The organism is Crystallibacter degradans (assembly GCF_012952295.1).
In the GTDB taxonomy this organism is placed as follows: domain Bacteria; phylum Actinomycetota; class Actinomycetes; order Actinomycetales; family Micrococcaceae; genus Crystallibacter; species Crystallibacter degradans.
This window is the reverse complement of sequence record NZ_JABBCH010000001.1, coordinates 776,547-791,479: the sequence shown is the minus strand read 5'-3', so window position 1 is coordinate 791,479 and position 14,933 is coordinate 776,547. Positions and strand designations below refer to the sequence as shown.

Genomic DNA, 14,933 nt, shown 5'->3' with positions numbered 1-14,933 from the left:
ACACCAGCAGTAACGCGCTGAACTCTGCCAGTGCTGCCGGCAACGCCGAGGCCGCGACCAGCGCTGCGGGTACCGTTCTGGTTGCCGATGCCGGAGTGCGGGGATTCGAGGAGCTGGATTATCGGTCTGCGGTGGAGCAGCTGGTAGCGGGCCGGCGGCTGGCGGCCTGGCTGGACGCGGGCCTGGTGCGCCTGACCCACCGGATCGGGCAAACCGCCGTCGAGGAACTCCCGCCGCGGGAACCGGGTACGCCGCCGGCCGGCCGGGCCGGCCTGGAGAATCTGGCCGAGCAGTCCGTGGTCGAGGAACTGGCCTGCCTGTACCGGATCACCGAGCACCAGGCCCGCAGCCGGTACGAGAGGGCCCAGGAGCTGTGCGAACACTATCCGGGCACGCTGGCCGCGCTCACCGCCGGGGACCTGGACCTCGAACGCGCGGGCGTGATCACCCGGCAGGGCGACACCCTGCCCGACGACGCGAAACCCGGCTTCGAACAAGCCCTGCTGACCGAGGCGCCGGATAAAACCCCGGGCGAGCTGCGCTACGCGGCGCGGAAACAGCGCGAGAAACTGAACCCGGAAACCATCACCGTCCGCCGCAAACGCCAGGAACAGTGCCGCAACGTGTACCTGGAACCGGCGGATGACGGCATGGCGTTCCTGGGCGCGTACCTGCCGGCGGAGGAAGCGTACGCCGCGTACGACCGCCTCACCCAGGCCGCCCGGAGCCTGCAAACCAAGACCGAGACCCGCACGCTCGGGCAGCTGCGCGCCGATGTCTTTATCGAGCTGCTGCTGCACGCTGGCATGGAGGCCGGGCCGGCGGCCGGGATCCGGCCCGAAGTCGCGCTCACCGTGCCGGTGTTCACGCTGATGGGCCTGGACGAGGAACCGGCCACCCTCGACGGGTACGGGCCGATCCCCGCCGACACCGCCCGCAAACTCTGCGAGGGCGCGGACTCGTTCTACCGGATCCTGACCCACCCCGAGACCGGGACCATCCTCTCCTACGGCAAAACCGTGTACCGGCCGCCGGCGGATCTGGCCCGCGCCGTCCGCCACCGCGACACGACCTGCACCGCGCCGGGCTGTCATGTTCCGGCGAAGGACTGCGACCTGGACCACACCATCGATTACCATGCGAACGGCGGCCACGGCCGGACCGATTTCGGCAACCTCGGCCCGCGCTGCGGCTCGGACCACCGGCTCAAATCCCTCGCCGGCTGGAAAGTCACCCAGACCAGGCCCGGTGAATTCACCACCACCACGCCCGGGAACCAGACCTACACCACCAAACCCGGCGACACCGGAGCCGGACCGCCCTCCTTCACCGACCGGATCCTCGACGCCCTGCCCGACAACTTCCGCAACCGCCTCAAACGCAAAAAACCACCACCACCGGAACCTGAAAAAGAACCACCATTCTGACTTCTGAATGAAGGGATAATGGGCGGGTGAAATCTACCGCCTCGTCGATCGACGATAGTTCAGCCCTTTGCCCCTGCCAGAGCGGGCAGGAGTATGCCGAATGTTGCGGCCGGTTCCATCGAGGTGACGCCGCGGCGGGCACAGCGGAGGAGCTTATGCGGTCGCGCTATTCAGCTTTCGCCGTCGGCGCGGAGGACTACCTTCTGCAAACCTGGTACGTCGAGACCAAGCCCACCGCAGTGGAACTGGATCCGAAACAGAAGTGGACGGGACTAGAGATCCTCGGTACTCGAAAGGGCGGGCCGCAGGACAAAATGGGCACCGTCGAATTTACAGCCCATTTCCGGCAGGACGGCGCCGACCACGAGCACCACGAGGTCAGCACCTTTGTGCGCGACGACGGCGGCCGCTGGGTCTACCGCGAGGCCTTGTCGCTCGAGTAGGCACTCCAGTGCATTGACGCTCCTCCGGGACGCCAGACCCTCGACGGGGAAAACGACGGAGCCCAAGGCGGAGCTCCTAGCCCTCGAGCAACCCCCGGATATCGTCGGCCGTGAGTTTAGAGGAAAACATGGCGTCGTCGTCCATCACGGATGAGAAGAGCTTGGACTTGCCTTCCTTCAGGGCCATAACTTTCTCCTCGATGGTGTTCTTGGCGACCATCCGGTAGACCATCACGTTCTTGGTCTGCCCGATCCGGTGCGTCCGGTCCACAGCCTGGGCCTCGCTGGCAGGGTTCCACCAAGGATCCAGCAGGAAACAGTAGTCCGCTTCGGTCAGGTTCAGGCCGAAGCCACCGGCCTTGAGGCTGATCAGGAAGACGGGTGCGTGCCCTTCCTTGAACCGATTGATGACCTCCGCCCGACGTCGGGTGGAGCCGTCCAAGTACGTGTACTCGACGCCCTCGACATCCAATCGTTCAGCGGCCTTCTTGAGGAAGCTGGTGAACTGGCTGAAAATCAGTGCCCGGTGGCCTTCCGCCAGCACATCCTCGAGCTGCTCGAAGAGGACATCCAGTTTGCTCGACGGGACGGCCGCGTAGTCATCGTGGATCAGCGAAGCATCCAGGCTGAGCATGCGCAGCAGCGTCAGCGATTGGAAGATGGTGAACCGGTTCTTGTCCATGTTGTCCACCAGGCGCATGATCTTTTGCCGCTCGCGCTGCAGGTGGGTGTCGTAAATCTTCCGGTGTTTGGCGCTGAGCTCTACCTCGAGGATCTGCTCCTGCTTGGGCGGCAGATCCGAAGCGACCGCCTCCTTGGTGCGGCGCATCATCAGCGGCCGGATCCGTCGTCGTAATCTGGCCAGCAGTTCGGTGCTGCCGCTGCGTTCAATGGGCCGCTGGTACGTGTCCGCAAATTTCAGCGCCGAGGGGAACAGCCCCGGGGCCGTAATCGCGAAGATCGACCACAGCTCCATCAGATTGTTTTCCATGGGTGTACCGGTGACGGCCAGCTTGAACGGAGTCTGCAGGTGGCGGGCGGCTTGGTGTGCCTTAGTGGTGCGGTTCTTCACGAACTGCGCCTCGTCAAGGATCAGCCCGGCCCACTTCTGCTCCTGGTAGTCCTCCGCGTTCAGCCGGAAGATTGTGTAGGAAGTGATAACGACGTCGGCCTCTGCCGCCGTCTCGGACAGCGGGCGGCGGGTGCGCGCCTGGGTGTCGGTGATCGAGGTGACGCGCAGGCCGGGAGCGAACCGGCGGGCTTCGGTCACCCAGTTGGGCACTACGGACGTAGGAGCGACGACGAGGAAGGGGCCGACGTCGTCGGTTGAGGTTTCCTTGGCGTGAAGCATCAGGGCCAGAGCCTGCAGCGTCTTGCCCAGGCCCATGTCGTCGGCGAGCACGCCGCCCAGACGGTACCGCCACAGGAAGGCCAGCCAGTTGAAACCCTCGGCCTGATACGGGCGCAGTTCCGCGTGCAGCCCGGCCGGCAGGGGCGTGGGCTCCACCTGGTCAAGCTTCAGCAGCCCGCTGACCGATTGCTGCCAGGCCTGAGCCTGCTCCGTGTCCTCGGCGAGCTCTTCGAACTCGGCCCACAACCCGGCCTGATACCGGCTGATCTGCAGTTCGCCGCTGCCGCGGTCCTGCAGGGCCATGGCCTCATCCACCAGCTCGCGCAGCTTGTCGAACACGGGCTGTTCCAGCGACAGGTAGGTCTTGTCCACCAGCAGGAGCTTTTTCTGCCCCTTGGACAACGCCTTGAAAATGTTGCCGAACGGGATCTGGCGGCCGGCCACCGTCACCATGACACCCAGATCGAACCAGTCGGTCTGCTCGGTTTCCACAGTGCTGATGGTCAGCTCCGGGGTCTCGGTGAGCTCGCGGTAGTCAGGCTGCTCGCCGACGACATCTACGCGCACGCCGTCGATCTTTTCCAGCCTGGGCATGGTCTCCTGGGTGAAATCCACCGCGCCCATGTCCTTGACCGTAGTTTCGGCCGGAATGTGCTCAACGTGCAGGACTTTGCGGACGGCAGCCTTCAGTTCTGCTTCGGCTTCCGCGTCCCGGTACCCGGTTTCCTGCGCGCCTGCTTCGAGCGGCTTGCGGGTGGCCGCCTCGTCCCTGCCGTATTCGAAGGCCCATTCCAGCTTCAGGCTGTTCGCCTTGCCGTAGGTCGCGGTGAGTACCAGCGCCGGCGGCAGGATTTCCGGCAGCTCCACGGAGGCGTCGCTGCTGGTGACGCTGATGGTGCGCTGCAGCCGGGGGTAGACCTGTTCGAGGAACTGCGGGACATCTTGCTCAGGAACGGCGACGGCGGCGGGTCGCTGCAGCAGCTGCTGCTCGCCGGCAGTCAGCTGCTTTTGAGTGGGAGCCAGCGTGATCTGGCGCAGCACGTTGTCGTAGCTGTAGGCTCCGTGGTTGCCGATGGCGCCGGCCATTTCCAGCGGCTGCGGCGTCCCGTCGATGTAGAGCGAAGGCTCCAGGGTCAGGCCGGCCTCGGGAGCCCGGGCATCCAGGCGGAGCTCGGCGTGCCGGCCGATGATAACCGCGGTGTCCGCCTTGGCACCGAGCAGGGCAATACCCAGGCGCTTGGCCTCGTCAAGCAATTGCCATAGCAACGAGCTGCTGAACTCGTCCAGGTACAGCCAGTCATTGTCTTCGCCGAAGTGCAGCTGGCCGCCGGCGCGGTGGAGCGGCACAAACTGTGAAAACCAGCGGTGCTGCTCGGGATCCAGAGTCATTCCAAAGGTCTTGAAACTGATGGAATTCCAGCGCAGGTTGTTTCTGACCCAGCGGTCCTTGTCGTTCCGGACCACCGGACGCACGCCGAGCTGGATCCGGTTGGTGGGAACGCGGCCGCTATGGCTCACGCCCGATCCGGGCCGCCATTGCTGGTGCGCCTGCAAGGTCTGGTCCCGCACTTCGAACTGCAGTCCCAACGGCATGACGCGGCTGCGCGTCTTGCCTCCGATGCTGCTGGCAGCTCGCTTCGGAGCGGACTGCGGTCCTGTTGCCAGCAACGTGTCCAGCGCCTGCTGCCACTGCGGCACGGCCGGAGAAGCGGATGCGCCGTAACCGGCAAATGGAGCGGGACCGGCGGGCAGCTTGAATTCTTCGGCTGTGCGCAGGTGCATCAGATTGCCGTACAGCAAGGTGGCTGCCACGTGTTTGCAGTCGTAACCCACCGGGCAACTGCAGGAATTATCGAGCAGGCTGTATCCGGCGTCGTGCTTCTTCTTGAGCTGGACCCGGCAGCGGTACGGCACGGCGGCAGTGCCGTTGACTCGGCTCTGCAGGACGCCGGTGTCCGGGTCCCACGTCAGGTCCTCGACGGCGTTGCCCGAGGAGTAAGCCTTGCCGCGGGCGAAGGCGGCACCGCCGACATGGCGGATGATCTCGCCGGCATCCACCTGCGGAAAAGAAAGTTGGGGCACGTCTTCCATCTTGTCACGCACCGCCGACAGGCTGCGCCGGGTTCGCGCTCGGCTCACAGCGGCGGTGGCGGCGCACCTATTTGCTGGCGCTGCCGCCGCCTTCGCCATCGCTCCTGTTGTCCGGTTCGAGTTCCGTTCCTGCGGCAACCAACCGGTTCGTCGGGACCTGGCTGCCGAACGGGGCCGAGGGTTGGGGTTGGGACCGTGCCGTGCGAACGACGGCGGAGCCTTACCTTTGGCGACAAGCACTGTTAGCGTGGAAATCACCGGCCGCGGGCACTGCAATGCAGCCTGGGAACGCCGCCTGAGGATGAGAAGGAGAAGGCCAATGAGCACTGACGCCAGCAATCCGCAAAAGGATCCGACGACCGAGCCGGAGGGGACTATCCCCAACACGAAGGACGGCGTGGGCATGGGCGCCGGCGGAGAGGAAAGCACCTTCGAACCGGAAGAAACCCCGGAGGCCACTCCCGCGGACACCGGGCATTCGGACAGCGGTTCTGCCGGCCGTGGTTCGGGCAGCAGCAGCTCTTCCGAGAGTGGTTCCGATGATCTGAACGACGGACGGCCCGCCCCGGTGGCGCACGAGGAACGTTCGCCGGACGTCGGCGCACCCCAGCAGGCCTCCGCCGAGGATGCATCGGCCGATCCGGAATCCATCGAGGTTCCGGTGGCGGGCGAACCTACGGGTCCGGCGGCGGAAAAGGACCGGCAGGAGCCGGACGACCGCGGGCTGACCACGGATACGTCGTCCAGCGAGTAACGGGCAACCGGCAACAGGGCCAGACAAACTAGCCATACAACGCAGTAGCCGTCCTTCCGGGTAAAGCCCCGGAGGGACGGCTGCTGCTTGCCCGCGGCTACGACCGGAAACGTGCCAGCGGGTTGGCCAGCGTTCCCTGCAACTGGAGGCTGCCGGAGGGGTCGGCCAGGTCGAGCATCTGCTGGTTGTTGCGCAGCTGCAGCCGGTTCAGGCAGGACAGCGTGAACTCCGGCGCGAAGAGGTCGTGCCGGGCGAAGGCGTCCGCGAGTTCGGGATGCTGTTCCTGGTATTCCCTCACGACGGCGGCGACGGTGTGCCAGAACCGAAGCTGGTCCAGCTCGCCGTGCTCATGCAGTATCGCGCCGAGGAAGCGGAAGAAGCAGTCGAAGACGTCGGTGAAAATGGAGAGCACCCTGTCCTGCTCCGGCACCTCGACCCTAATCCGTGCGGCTTCGGCCGGCACCTGAACCGTGTCGCCCAGCAGCACGATCTCTTCGCCAATATCTTTCATGATGGCGCGCACCGGGACACCGTCCTGCAGCACCAGGATCAGGTTTTCGCCGTGCGGCATAAAAACCAGTTCGTAGCGGTAGAAGCAGTGCAGGACCGGGACCAGGTACGCCTGCAGGTAGCGGGTCAGCCAGGCTGCGGCGGACAGGCCCGAGCGGCGGATCAAGGCGGCGGCCATCGGCTGGCCGTCCGCATCCAGGTGCAGCAGCGAGGCCATGGTGGCCACTTGTTCTCCCGGTGCCAGCGAGGGCATCGGACTTTCCCTCCACAGTGCCGAAAGCATCTTGCGGTGCCCGGAGCCGGCCGGGGAACCGGCCTCGAAATAGCGGTTGCGGTAGCCGATGGCGGCGGTTTCGCGCAGGATGCTGAAGCCATGGTCCTGCAAGGTGTTGTCGGCTTGGACCAGGCCGTAGGCCCAGTCATTGATGGCCGGCGTGCTTTCCATATAGTCGGGTGAGAGCCCACGCATAAAGCCCATGTTCAGGACCGACAACGCCGTCTTCACGTAGCACTTGGAGCCGTCAGTCCGGTTGAAGAACGTTCGGATCGACTGCTGCGCCTGATAGAGGTCCTCGCCCGGTCCCAGGTAGATGATGTGCTGCCGCGCGATCTCGGCTGCGAAGGTGACTGTCAGCTTGTTCTCCCACTGCCAGGGGTGGACGGGCATCAGCAGGTAGTCCTCTGGCAACAGGCCGCGGGAGGTTAGCTCGGCGTCGTAGACGGCCAGGGCCGCTGCACCGAGTTCGGCCTCCATGTGCGCCCGGTAGCCCAGTCCGCCGATCGCGTGGAAAGCCGCGTGGTTCCGGTGCACGGCAATCCACACCAGCCTCACGCCGCTGCCGGTCTCGGGTGCGTAGGCGAGATAGTCGTGCAGGCCGAAACCGAGCCGGCCGTTGTTTGCGACGAAACAGGGATGTCCCTCGGACATGGACCGCTCGATGGTCTGGAAGTCCGCGGCGGGATCTGCCCCGTGCGTGACGCCTTGAGCCAGCGCCATGGAACTTGGGGCGGCCGGAGGGGCGGCCGGATCGTCAGTAGGATCCGCGGCCGGGCCGGGATTCTTGTAGGCGTGTCCGGACAGCGTGCTGCTGATCTCCTCCAGATAGACCGGGAGCATGGCCTCGTTGATGCCGAGGGTCCCGCGGAATTCGGTGATGAAATCGAGGGCATCGAGGGGCCGCTCGGTTCCGTCGATCACGCGGTGAATGCTGGCAGCGGGGATCAGCCAATGGTCAAGCTCCAGCAGCTCGGCGGCGAAGTGGTACTGCACCTGGCCGTTGTCGGAGACCAGCCGGTAGGCGCCGCCGCCGCGGGGCTCGGGCGTGAAGATCCGCTCGTGGGAGAACTCGGCCAGGGCCTTGCGGACCAGATGACGGTTCGCCTCGGCCCAGCGGGTGGGCGTCAGATGGACAGGCTCGGCGGTAACCGTCCCGGGAGCCATCGCATGCTGCCAAGCACCGGTCTGGAAAGTGGCGCCAGGAGTCGGGGCGCGGTGTGTTGGGACGTTGTTGGTTGGCAGGGGAGCGTGGCGGGAATCGGCTGCGGTAGTCATGATCGGACTCCTTCGGTGGTTTGGCTGAATTGTTCGCGGGTGCAGAAACTGAGCAGGGCGTCCTTATCCGGCAGGGCGAGGACCCGGTCCTGCCGGAAACCCATGCGGGCGTTGAGGGCGAGGATCTTGGCATTACGCACGTCCGGCTCGACCACCACGCGTGCGGTTCCGGGCCGGTCGAAGAGGAACTGCATGACGCTGCGGAAGACGGCCGCGGTGTAGCCGGTGCGCGGAACCTCCGGCGGTCCGACCAGCAGATGCATGCCGACGTCGCCCGGCAGCACGTCGTAGCGGCCCGCCAGTGGTGAGTGCCGCGGTTCGTAGCATTCGAGCAGGAAGGCGGGGACACCGCCGTCGTACCCTAGCCACGCCTCGTGGTGCGGATCGGCAGCAATCTTCACGTGCTCGTCGGCGACGTCGCTGACCGTAGCGTCCAGCATGTCCCAGAAGCGTGCATATCCCTGCGTGACCCAGCTGTGCAGGAGGGGTGCGTGCAGGGCGGGATCAACGGGCTCAAAGGTGAAGGTCACAGCGCCGCCTCGGCTGCCGCTGGAGTGGCCAAGGCCGTGGCCAGGGTAGCGGTTGGGACTGAGGTCTCCGCGGGTGCTGCGCCTGGCTGCACACCGGACGCAGCAGCCGGGGGAACACCGAACTCCTGGAACGCGATGCGCCGCTCCACCGGGTAGTACTCCCAGCCGAGCATCTCGCGGATGATGCAGGAATTCCGGTACGCGGCCATGCCCAGATCCGGCGTGACGAAACCGTGCGTGTGCAGTTCCGCGTTCTGCACGAAAATCTCGCCGGGCCCGACGCCGATGCTGTAGCCGCGGTCCACGTCGAATCCGCCCTGTCCGTCCCGCCGGATCCGCCGCTCGATCCCGGTGAGGAAATCCGGCTCCCGGTAGGTATAGCCGGTGCCAAGAACGACGGCGGTGCTCGCCACCGTGAATCTCCGTCCCTGTTCGAGGTGGTGCAGTTCCAGCGTGTGGAGGCCGGTTGCCGGGTTGTATTCCGCTGCCTCCAGCGCGGAGTTGGTCAGCAGCCGGGTGGGCACAGGACCGGCCAGGCTCTTGGTGTAAAGCAAGTCGTAGATGTCGTTGACTAGGGCGCCGTCGATGCCTTTGTACAGATTGTGCTGGTTGGCATTGAGGCGATGCCGGGTTTCCGGCGGCAGGGCGTGGAAGTAGTCCACATAGTCCGGCGACGTCATTTCCAACGTCAGCTTGGTGTATTCGAGCGGGAAGAGCCGGCCCGAACGGGTGACCCAGTTCAGCTCGTACCCGCAGGTATCGATGTCCTGCAGCAGGTCGTAATACAGCTCGGCGGCGCTCTGGCCGCTGCCGACAATGGTGATGCTGGCGCTGTCCTGCAGTTCGCATTTCCGCTCCACATACTGCGAGTTGTGCAGCGCGGTTCCGCCGGCATCGAGGATGCCCCGGCAGGACTCGGGGACAAACGGCTCCGTCCCGGTTCCCAGCACCAGCCGGCAGGCGCGGCTGACGGTTTCACCGCCGGTGCGGGCATTGCGCGAGCGGACCTCGTAAACGCCGTCGTCATAGCCGACGTTGACCACGCGCTCGCCGAACCGGACGTTGGGTAGCTTGGCCGCCACCCATTGACAGTACTGGTTGAATTCCGCGCGGAGGGGGTAGAAATTTTCGCGGATGTAGAACGGGTACAGCCGGCCGGTGTCCTTCAAGTAATTCAGGAAGGAGTACGACGACGTGGGGTCGGCGAGGGTGACCAGGTCGGCCAGGAACGGTACCTGCAGGTGGGCATCCTGGAGCAGCATACCGGGATGCCAGTCAAAGCCGGGGCGGGCGTCGAGGAACAGGCCGTCGAGCTCGGGGATCGGTTCGGTCAGCGCGGCCAGGCCCAGGTTAAAGGGGCCGACGCCGATGGCAATGAAGTCGTGGATTTTGGTGTTCATGCACGTACTCCCGCCAGGTAGCCGGCGCCGACGCTCCGGACCAGTGCGAGGATCTCCTGCAAGTCTTCCAGCGTGGTCTCCGCGTTCAGCAGGGTGAACTTCAGGTAGTGCCGGCCCCGGACCTTGGTCCCGGCGATGACCGCTTTGCCCGAAGCGAAGACGGCCTGGCGGATATGGAGGTTCAGCGCATCAGCCGTTTCGCCGCCGAGGCCGCCGGGAACCTGCGGCAGGTAGCGGAAGACCAGGGTGCTCAGCTGGGCCGGGGCGGCGACCTCGAAGTCCGGGTCTTGTGCCACCAGTTCGCCGGCTTGCCGGGCCAGGTCGATCGACTCATCCAGCAGGGCGCCGATACCGTCCGGTCCCATGGTCCGCAGGGTCAGCCACAGCTTGAGGGCATCAAAGCGGCGTGTGGTCTGGATGCTCTTGTCCACTTGGTTGAGGGAAACGGCTCCTGCCGTGCTTTGCGGGTTCAGATAATCCGCGTAGTAGGCCACGTGCCCCAGCATGGTGCCGTCGCGTACGAGGATGGCACTGGAGCTGACGGGCTGGAAGAACGTCTTGTGGTAATCCACCGTGACCGAGTCCGCTGCGCCGATGCCGTCAAGCAGGTGCCTGTACCGCAGCGAGGTGATGAGTCCGCCGCCATAGGCCGCATCGACATGGAGCCACGCCCCGAACTCCTCGGCCAGCGTGGACAGGGCTGCGAGCGGGTCGATACTGCCGAAGTCGGTGGTGCCCGCCGTTGCCACGATGGCCAGCGGGACCTCGCCCCGGGCACGGCTGGCCACAAGGGCCTCTTGCAGGGCTGCCGGGTCCATCCGTTGGTGAGCGTCGCACCCAACTTGGATGACGCCGTCGTACCCCAGACCCAGGAGCGAGGCGGACTTTTCGATACTGAAATGGCTGGCCGCGGAGGCGAAAATCCGCAGCCGGTCCAGCAGCCCGGGCAGGCGTTCGGAAGTAAGGGCGGGATCCTGCCGGAGCTTGCTGACCGCATGGTTGCGGGCGATCAGCAGGGCCTGCAGGTTGGACTGCGTGCCGCCGCTGGTGAACACGCCGTCCGCGGAAGGCCCCAGCCCCAGCCGGCCGGCCGTCCAGTCGATCAGCCGGCGTTCCATCAGCGTGGCGCCGGCGCTCTGGTCCCAGGTGTCCAGCGAGGAGTTCACTGCCGAGAGGACGGCCTCGCCCACGAGCGCGGGGATGACCACCGGGCAGTTCAGGTGGGCCGCGTACTTGCTGTCGTGGAAGTAGACGGCGTCGCGAAGGTAGAGGGTTTCGAGCTCTTCCAGCGCAGCGGCAGTGTCCGCCAACGGGGCTTCCAGGTCGACGGCCTCCACCGCGGGAGCCAGTTGTGCCGGGGCGATCCCGGTGAATGGCCGGTCGACGCGGGAGACCTTGGTGGCGACGAGATTGACCGCCTGCAGCACGTCGGCCACATAGCGCGGGGAATTGCGGGCGTTGAAGAGCTGGTTACTGGCGCCGAGGGCCAGTTCGATCCGCGAGCCGAAGTCGGCCCGCTCGTCCGTATGGGGCAGCAAAGTCATCAGCAGACTCCCTGTGTTAGCCGGGGATAAAGGAACAAAGGCAACCCTTACTTAGGCTCACCTTTGCGTCAAACTTTTGTGCCCTAATTGGCCGCGACGACGAAATCTTGCGACTTAAACGTGGAATCGCCACCAGGGCTCTTCCCTCAGAGCCCCGACAGGCGGAGAATTTGCGCACGCGAAATACGTTTGCCGCAGGCCGGACGGAATCCGCTGGTCGACAAAATTGGCCCGCCCGTCGAGCCGGCCGTCGTGCGGGCGGCGTATTACTGACTGCCCGGTCGGAAGTTGTGAAACAATACACGGGTTCCCGTGATGGCCGGCATACCGCCAAGGACCCGGGACGAAACTCCCCAAGGATAGGAAAATGGCTGATGTCAGCTGACAACAACACGCCAACCGGAGCGGTGAACCACGCCGACCGTGTTGACGACGACGGCGGAAAGCCTGCTAAATGGAAAATTGTCGGCCCCGGGCTCGTCGTTGCGGCGACCGGTGTCGGTGCCGCGGACATGGTGGCCACCCTGGTGGCCGGTTCACAGTTCGGCTACCAGCTCTTCTGGGCCGTGATCGTCGGTGTCATCCTGAAGATCGTCCTGGTTGAAGGCGCGGGCCGTTACACTCTGGCCACCGGCAAGACCATCTTCGAGGGCTGGCGCTCCCTGGGCCGCTGGACCACTTGGTACTTCGGGCCTTACATCATCGTCTGGGGCTTCGTCTACGGTGCAACCGCGATGTCCTCGGCGGCCCTGCCTCTGGCCGCCTTGTTCCCGGTGTTCCCGCTCTGGGTCTGGGCGATCATGATGGGCCTGGCCGGCTTCGCCATGGTCTGGTTCGGCAAGTACGCCACCTTTGAAAAGATTACCGCTGCCCTGGTCGGCATCATGTTTGTGACCGTTGTGGGGCTGGCAGTCATCGCGGTTCCCAACATCCCTGAAATGCTCACGGGCCTGATCCCCTCGATCCCGGCCGAAGGCGGACTCCTGTCCACGCTGGCCCTGGCCGGCGGCGTCGGCGGCACCATTACCCTGGCTGCCTATGGCTACTGGCTGCGTGAAAAGGGCTGGTACACGCCCAAGTGGATGCGCGTCATGCGGATCGACAACTCGGTTGCGTACATCATGACCGGTGTCTTCGTCCTGGCCATGCTTATTGTCGGTGCGGAGGTTGTCCGCTCCGCCGGAGTCTCCATCAGTGGTGGCGACGAAGGCCTGCTGGAACTGGCCGGCGTCCTTAACGAACGCTATGGCGATGTCGTCGGCACCGGCTTCCTGATCGGTTTCTGGGCCGCATCGTTCTCGTCGATCATCGGCGTCTGGAACGGTGTGTCGCTGATGTTCGCCGACTTCTGGGGCCACATGCGCAAGAAGGAGTCCGGCCACCCGGACACCCGTGTGGGCGGCAAGTACTTCAAGTTCTATGTGCTCTGGCTGACTTTCCCGCCAATGCTGCTGTTCATCCTGGGCAAGCCGATCGGCCTGATCCTGGCTTACGGCGTACTCGGCTCGCTGTTCATGCCGTTCCTGGCCCTGACTCTGCTCGGCCTGCTCAACGGCAAGCGCGTGCCCAAGGAATGGGCCAACAAGCTGCACACCAACATCGCCCTGGGCATCTGTGCCCTGTTGTTCGGCATCCTCGGTGTCCAGCAGCTGGTCAAGGCCATCGCACCGCTCTTCGGCGGCTGACCCAGCGGGCAAAAGTATTGCCCGGAGAAAAAAACTCTGCCCTGCCGCAACTTCCATGTGCGGCAGGGCAGAGTTTTTCAAGGGGCCGGCTGGTCGTGGGTGACGATCGAGGCGAGAAACTCGTCCGCTTCGGTCAGGCCACGGGCAGCTTGCTCAAGAATGGCCCGCGCCTCGGTCTCCAGTGTGCGGCCGTGGCAGGCGGCCAGCACACGGAGGCCTTCGATGGTGCGCGTACTCAGGTTGGAAATGCTCAGTGAATCCATGACGCCACCTTCCGTGTGACATCAATGCTAGACCCGGCCTCCCGTGCTGTCACCGGAGCGGATGTTGTTACCGGAGCGGATCGAAGGGGCGGATCTCGTCCGGGATATGTCCGGTGACGATCTGCTCGGCCAGCAGCTTGCCGGTGGCCGGGCCCAGGACGATGCCCCACATGCCGTGGCCGCCGGCCACGTAGACTCCGGGGGAGCGGGTTGCGCCGACCACCGGCAGTCCGTCCGGGGTGACCGGTCGTGCGCCAACCCAGATGTCCTCAAGGTTTTCCAGGTCCATGTTGGTAAACAGCGGGCGTACCGAGGCGAGGATGGCGTCGATGCGTCCGGTCTGCAGCGGCTCGTCCGGACCGCGGAACTCCATCGTGCCGGCGATGCGCAGCCGGCCCTGGTATGGCGTGCAGGCGACGCGGCGGGCGGGGAAGTAGATGGGGAACTCGGCCGGATCGTCGGTGGCCACACTGAACGAGTAACCGCGGCCGGCCTGGATCTGCGTCTTTACCCCGAGCGGCTTGGCCAACTTCGGCAGCCAGGCGCCGGTCGCCAGCACTACGACGTCGGCGTTCACCGGTTCCTGTCCGTAGCTGTCCACGGAGATTCCCTGCGGGCCGTGGCGCAGCGAGTGCACCTCGCCGCCGGTCACGATCTTGGCGCCGCGGGCCTGCACGGCGTCGGCCAGCGCCTGTACGAACGGCCCGGGTTCGATGAAGCGCTGGTTTTCCATTTCGTAAACGGTGGAGACTCCGGCGGACAGTTGGGGTACCTTGACCTGCGGATTGTCCAGTCGCTTGAGTGGCACGCGCTGGCCGGCCTTCTCCACCTGCTGGATCTCGTGGATGAACGGACCGCTTTCCTTCTCCTGCTCGAAGCCGATGATAAAGGGGCCCTTCCGCGTCCACGCGTCCACGCCGTTCGATGTCAGTTCGTCGAAGGAATCCAGGGCCATACGGTCGATCGGGGTCAGTGCGGCCATCGTCTTGTCCCACGCCTTCGCCGTGGCGTGCAGGCCGAAGCGTGCCAGGAACGCCCAGAGCTTCGGATCCAGTCGGGCCGGGATATGCAGCGGCGCGGTGGAATCGAGAAGCGCCTTCGGGGCGTAGGACCACAAGGTCGGATCGGACAGCGGCATGGCCATGCCGGGCGTCAGCCATCCGGCGTTGCCCCATGAGGCGCCGGCAGCTACACCGGAGCGGTCCAGGATTGTCACCTCGATCCCGCGTTCCTGCAGGTGCCAGGCCGTGGCCAGGCCAACCATCCCAGCACCGACAACGACGGCGGTGCGCGGCGACTGTGCGCGTGAGTACATTTTGCTCTCCCTAACTTATGACTCATGCCACATGGCATTGACTCCAGTGTGAACAATCTAAAAACAAC

The 14,933-nt window shown here is 65.2% G+C and carries 11 protein-coding genes; 4 read left to right on the top strand and 7 right to left on the bottom strand.

The window, feature by feature from the left end; all coding sequences use genetic code 11:
* On the top strand, positions 1 to 1,427 hold a 1,427-nt coding region (locus HGO92_RS03720; protein WP_169991905.1), incomplete at its 5' end, for an HNH endonuclease signature motif containing protein.
* A 26-nt stretch (positions 1,428 to 1,453) separates the two neighbouring features.
* Positions 1,454 to 1,870, top strand: coding sequence for a YchJ family protein (locus HGO92_RS03715; protein ID WP_346768836.1), 417 nt, complete (start codon positions 1,454 to 1,456; stop codon positions 1,868 to 1,870).
* 76 nt (positions 1,871 to 1,946) lie between these two features.
* Here HGO92_RS03715 and HGO92_RS03710 read toward each other — a convergent pair whose 3' ends face one another.
* Positions 1,947 to 5,303 (bottom strand): SNF2-related protein, encoded by a 3,357-nt coding sequence (locus HGO92_RS03710; RefSeq protein WP_169991903.1) that lies wholly within the window; start codon positions 5,301 to 5,303, stop codon positions 1,947 to 1,949.
* Positions 5,304 to 5,631: 328 nt separating this feature from the next.
* Here HGO92_RS03710 and HGO92_RS03705 point away from each other — a divergent pair, with 328 nt between their 5' ends.
* Complete coding sequence (locus HGO92_RS03705; protein ID WP_169991901.1) at positions 5,632 to 6,066, top strand: hypothetical protein; 435 nt, start codon at positions 5,632 to 5,634, stop codon at positions 6,064 to 6,066.
* Positions 6,067 to 6,163: 97 nt separating this feature from the next.
* Here the strand turns inward: HGO92_RS03705 and HGO92_RS03700 are convergent, their stop codons facing one another.
* The 4 genes from HGO92_RS03700 to HGO92_RS03685 form a co-directional block, all read right to left on the bottom strand.
* Positions 6,164 to 8,017, bottom strand: coding sequence for an IucA/IucC family protein (locus HGO92_RS03700; RefSeq protein ID WP_169992076.1), 1,854 nt, complete (start codon positions 8,015 to 8,017; stop codon positions 6,164 to 6,166).
* 107 nt (positions 8,018 to 8,124) lie between these two features.
* On the bottom strand, positions 8,125 to 8,658 hold the full coding sequence (locus HGO92_RS03695) for a GNAT family N-acetyltransferase (RefSeq protein ID WP_169991899.1): 534 nt from the start codon (positions 8,656 to 8,658) through the stop codon (positions 8,125 to 8,127).
* On the bottom strand, positions 8,655 to 10,058 hold the full coding sequence (locus HGO92_RS03690; protein WP_169991897.1) for a lysine N(6)-hydroxylase/L-ornithine N(5)-oxygenase family protein: 1,404 nt from the start codon (positions 10,056 to 10,058) through the stop codon (positions 8,655 to 8,657). The genes HGO92_RS03695 and HGO92_RS03690 overlap by 4 nt, the downstream gene beginning before the upstream one ends.
* Positions 10,055 to 11,602, bottom strand: coding sequence for a pyridoxal phosphate-dependent decarboxylase family protein (locus HGO92_RS03685; protein ID WP_169991895.1), 1,548 nt, complete (start codon positions 11,600 to 11,602; stop codon positions 10,055 to 10,057). The genes HGO92_RS03690 and HGO92_RS03685 overlap by 4 nt, the downstream gene beginning before the upstream one ends.
* Before the next feature lie 374 nt (positions 11,603 to 11,976).
* On the opposite strand from HGO92_RS03685, the gene HGO92_RS03680 reads away from it, so the two are divergent.
* A complete protein-coding gene (locus HGO92_RS03680; protein WP_169991893.1) occupies positions 11,977 to 13,287 on the top strand; it encodes an Nramp family divalent metal transporter in 1,311 nt (436 codons plus the stop codon).
* A gap of 77 nt (positions 13,288 to 13,364) precedes the next feature.
* Here the strand turns inward: HGO92_RS03680 and HGO92_RS03675 are convergent, their stop codons facing one another.
* Complete coding sequence (locus HGO92_RS03675; RefSeq protein ID WP_169991891.1) at positions 13,365 to 13,550, bottom strand: FitA-like ribbon-helix-helix domain-containing protein; 186 nt, start codon at positions 13,548 to 13,550, stop codon at positions 13,365 to 13,367.
* Between the two features lie 67 nt (positions 13,551 to 13,617).
* On the bottom strand, positions 13,618 to 14,865 hold the full coding sequence (locus tag HGO92_RS03670) for an NAD(P)/FAD-dependent oxidoreductase (RefSeq protein ID WP_169991889.1): 1,248 nt from the start codon (positions 14,863 to 14,865) through the stop codon (positions 13,618 to 13,620).
* Positions 14,866 to 14,933: the final 68 nt, after the last annotated feature.

Excerpts from the sequence above, each read along its gene's own strand:
- HGO92_RS03705 (WP_169991901.1), top strand. The coding sequence starts at position 5,632 with ATGAGCACTGACGCCAGCAATCCGCAAAAGGATCCGACGACCGAGCCG.
- HGO92_RS03700 (WP_169992076.1), bottom strand. The coding sequence starts at position 8,017 with ATGGCTCCCGGGACGGTTACCGCCGAGCCTGTCCATCTGACGCCCACC.
- HGO92_RS03690 (WP_169991897.1), bottom strand. The coding sequence starts at position 10,058 with ATGAACACCAAAATCCACGACTTCATTGCCATCGGCGTCGGCCCCTTT.
- HGO92_RS03685 (WP_169991895.1), bottom strand. The coding sequence starts at position 11,602 with ATGACTTTGCTGCCCCATACGGACGAGCGGGCCGACTTCGGCTCGCGG.
- HGO92_RS03680 (WP_169991893.1), top strand. The coding sequence starts at position 11,977 with ATGTCAGCTGACAACAACACGCCAACCGGAGCGGTGAACCACGCCGAC.
- HGO92_RS03675 (WP_169991891.1), bottom strand. The coding sequence starts at position 13,550 with ATGGATTCACTGAGCATTTCCAACCTGAGTACGCGCACCATCGAAGGC.
- HGO92_RS03670 (WP_169991889.1), bottom strand. The coding sequence starts at position 14,865 with ATGTACTCACGCGCACAGTCGCCGCGCACCGCCGTCGTTGTCGGTGCT.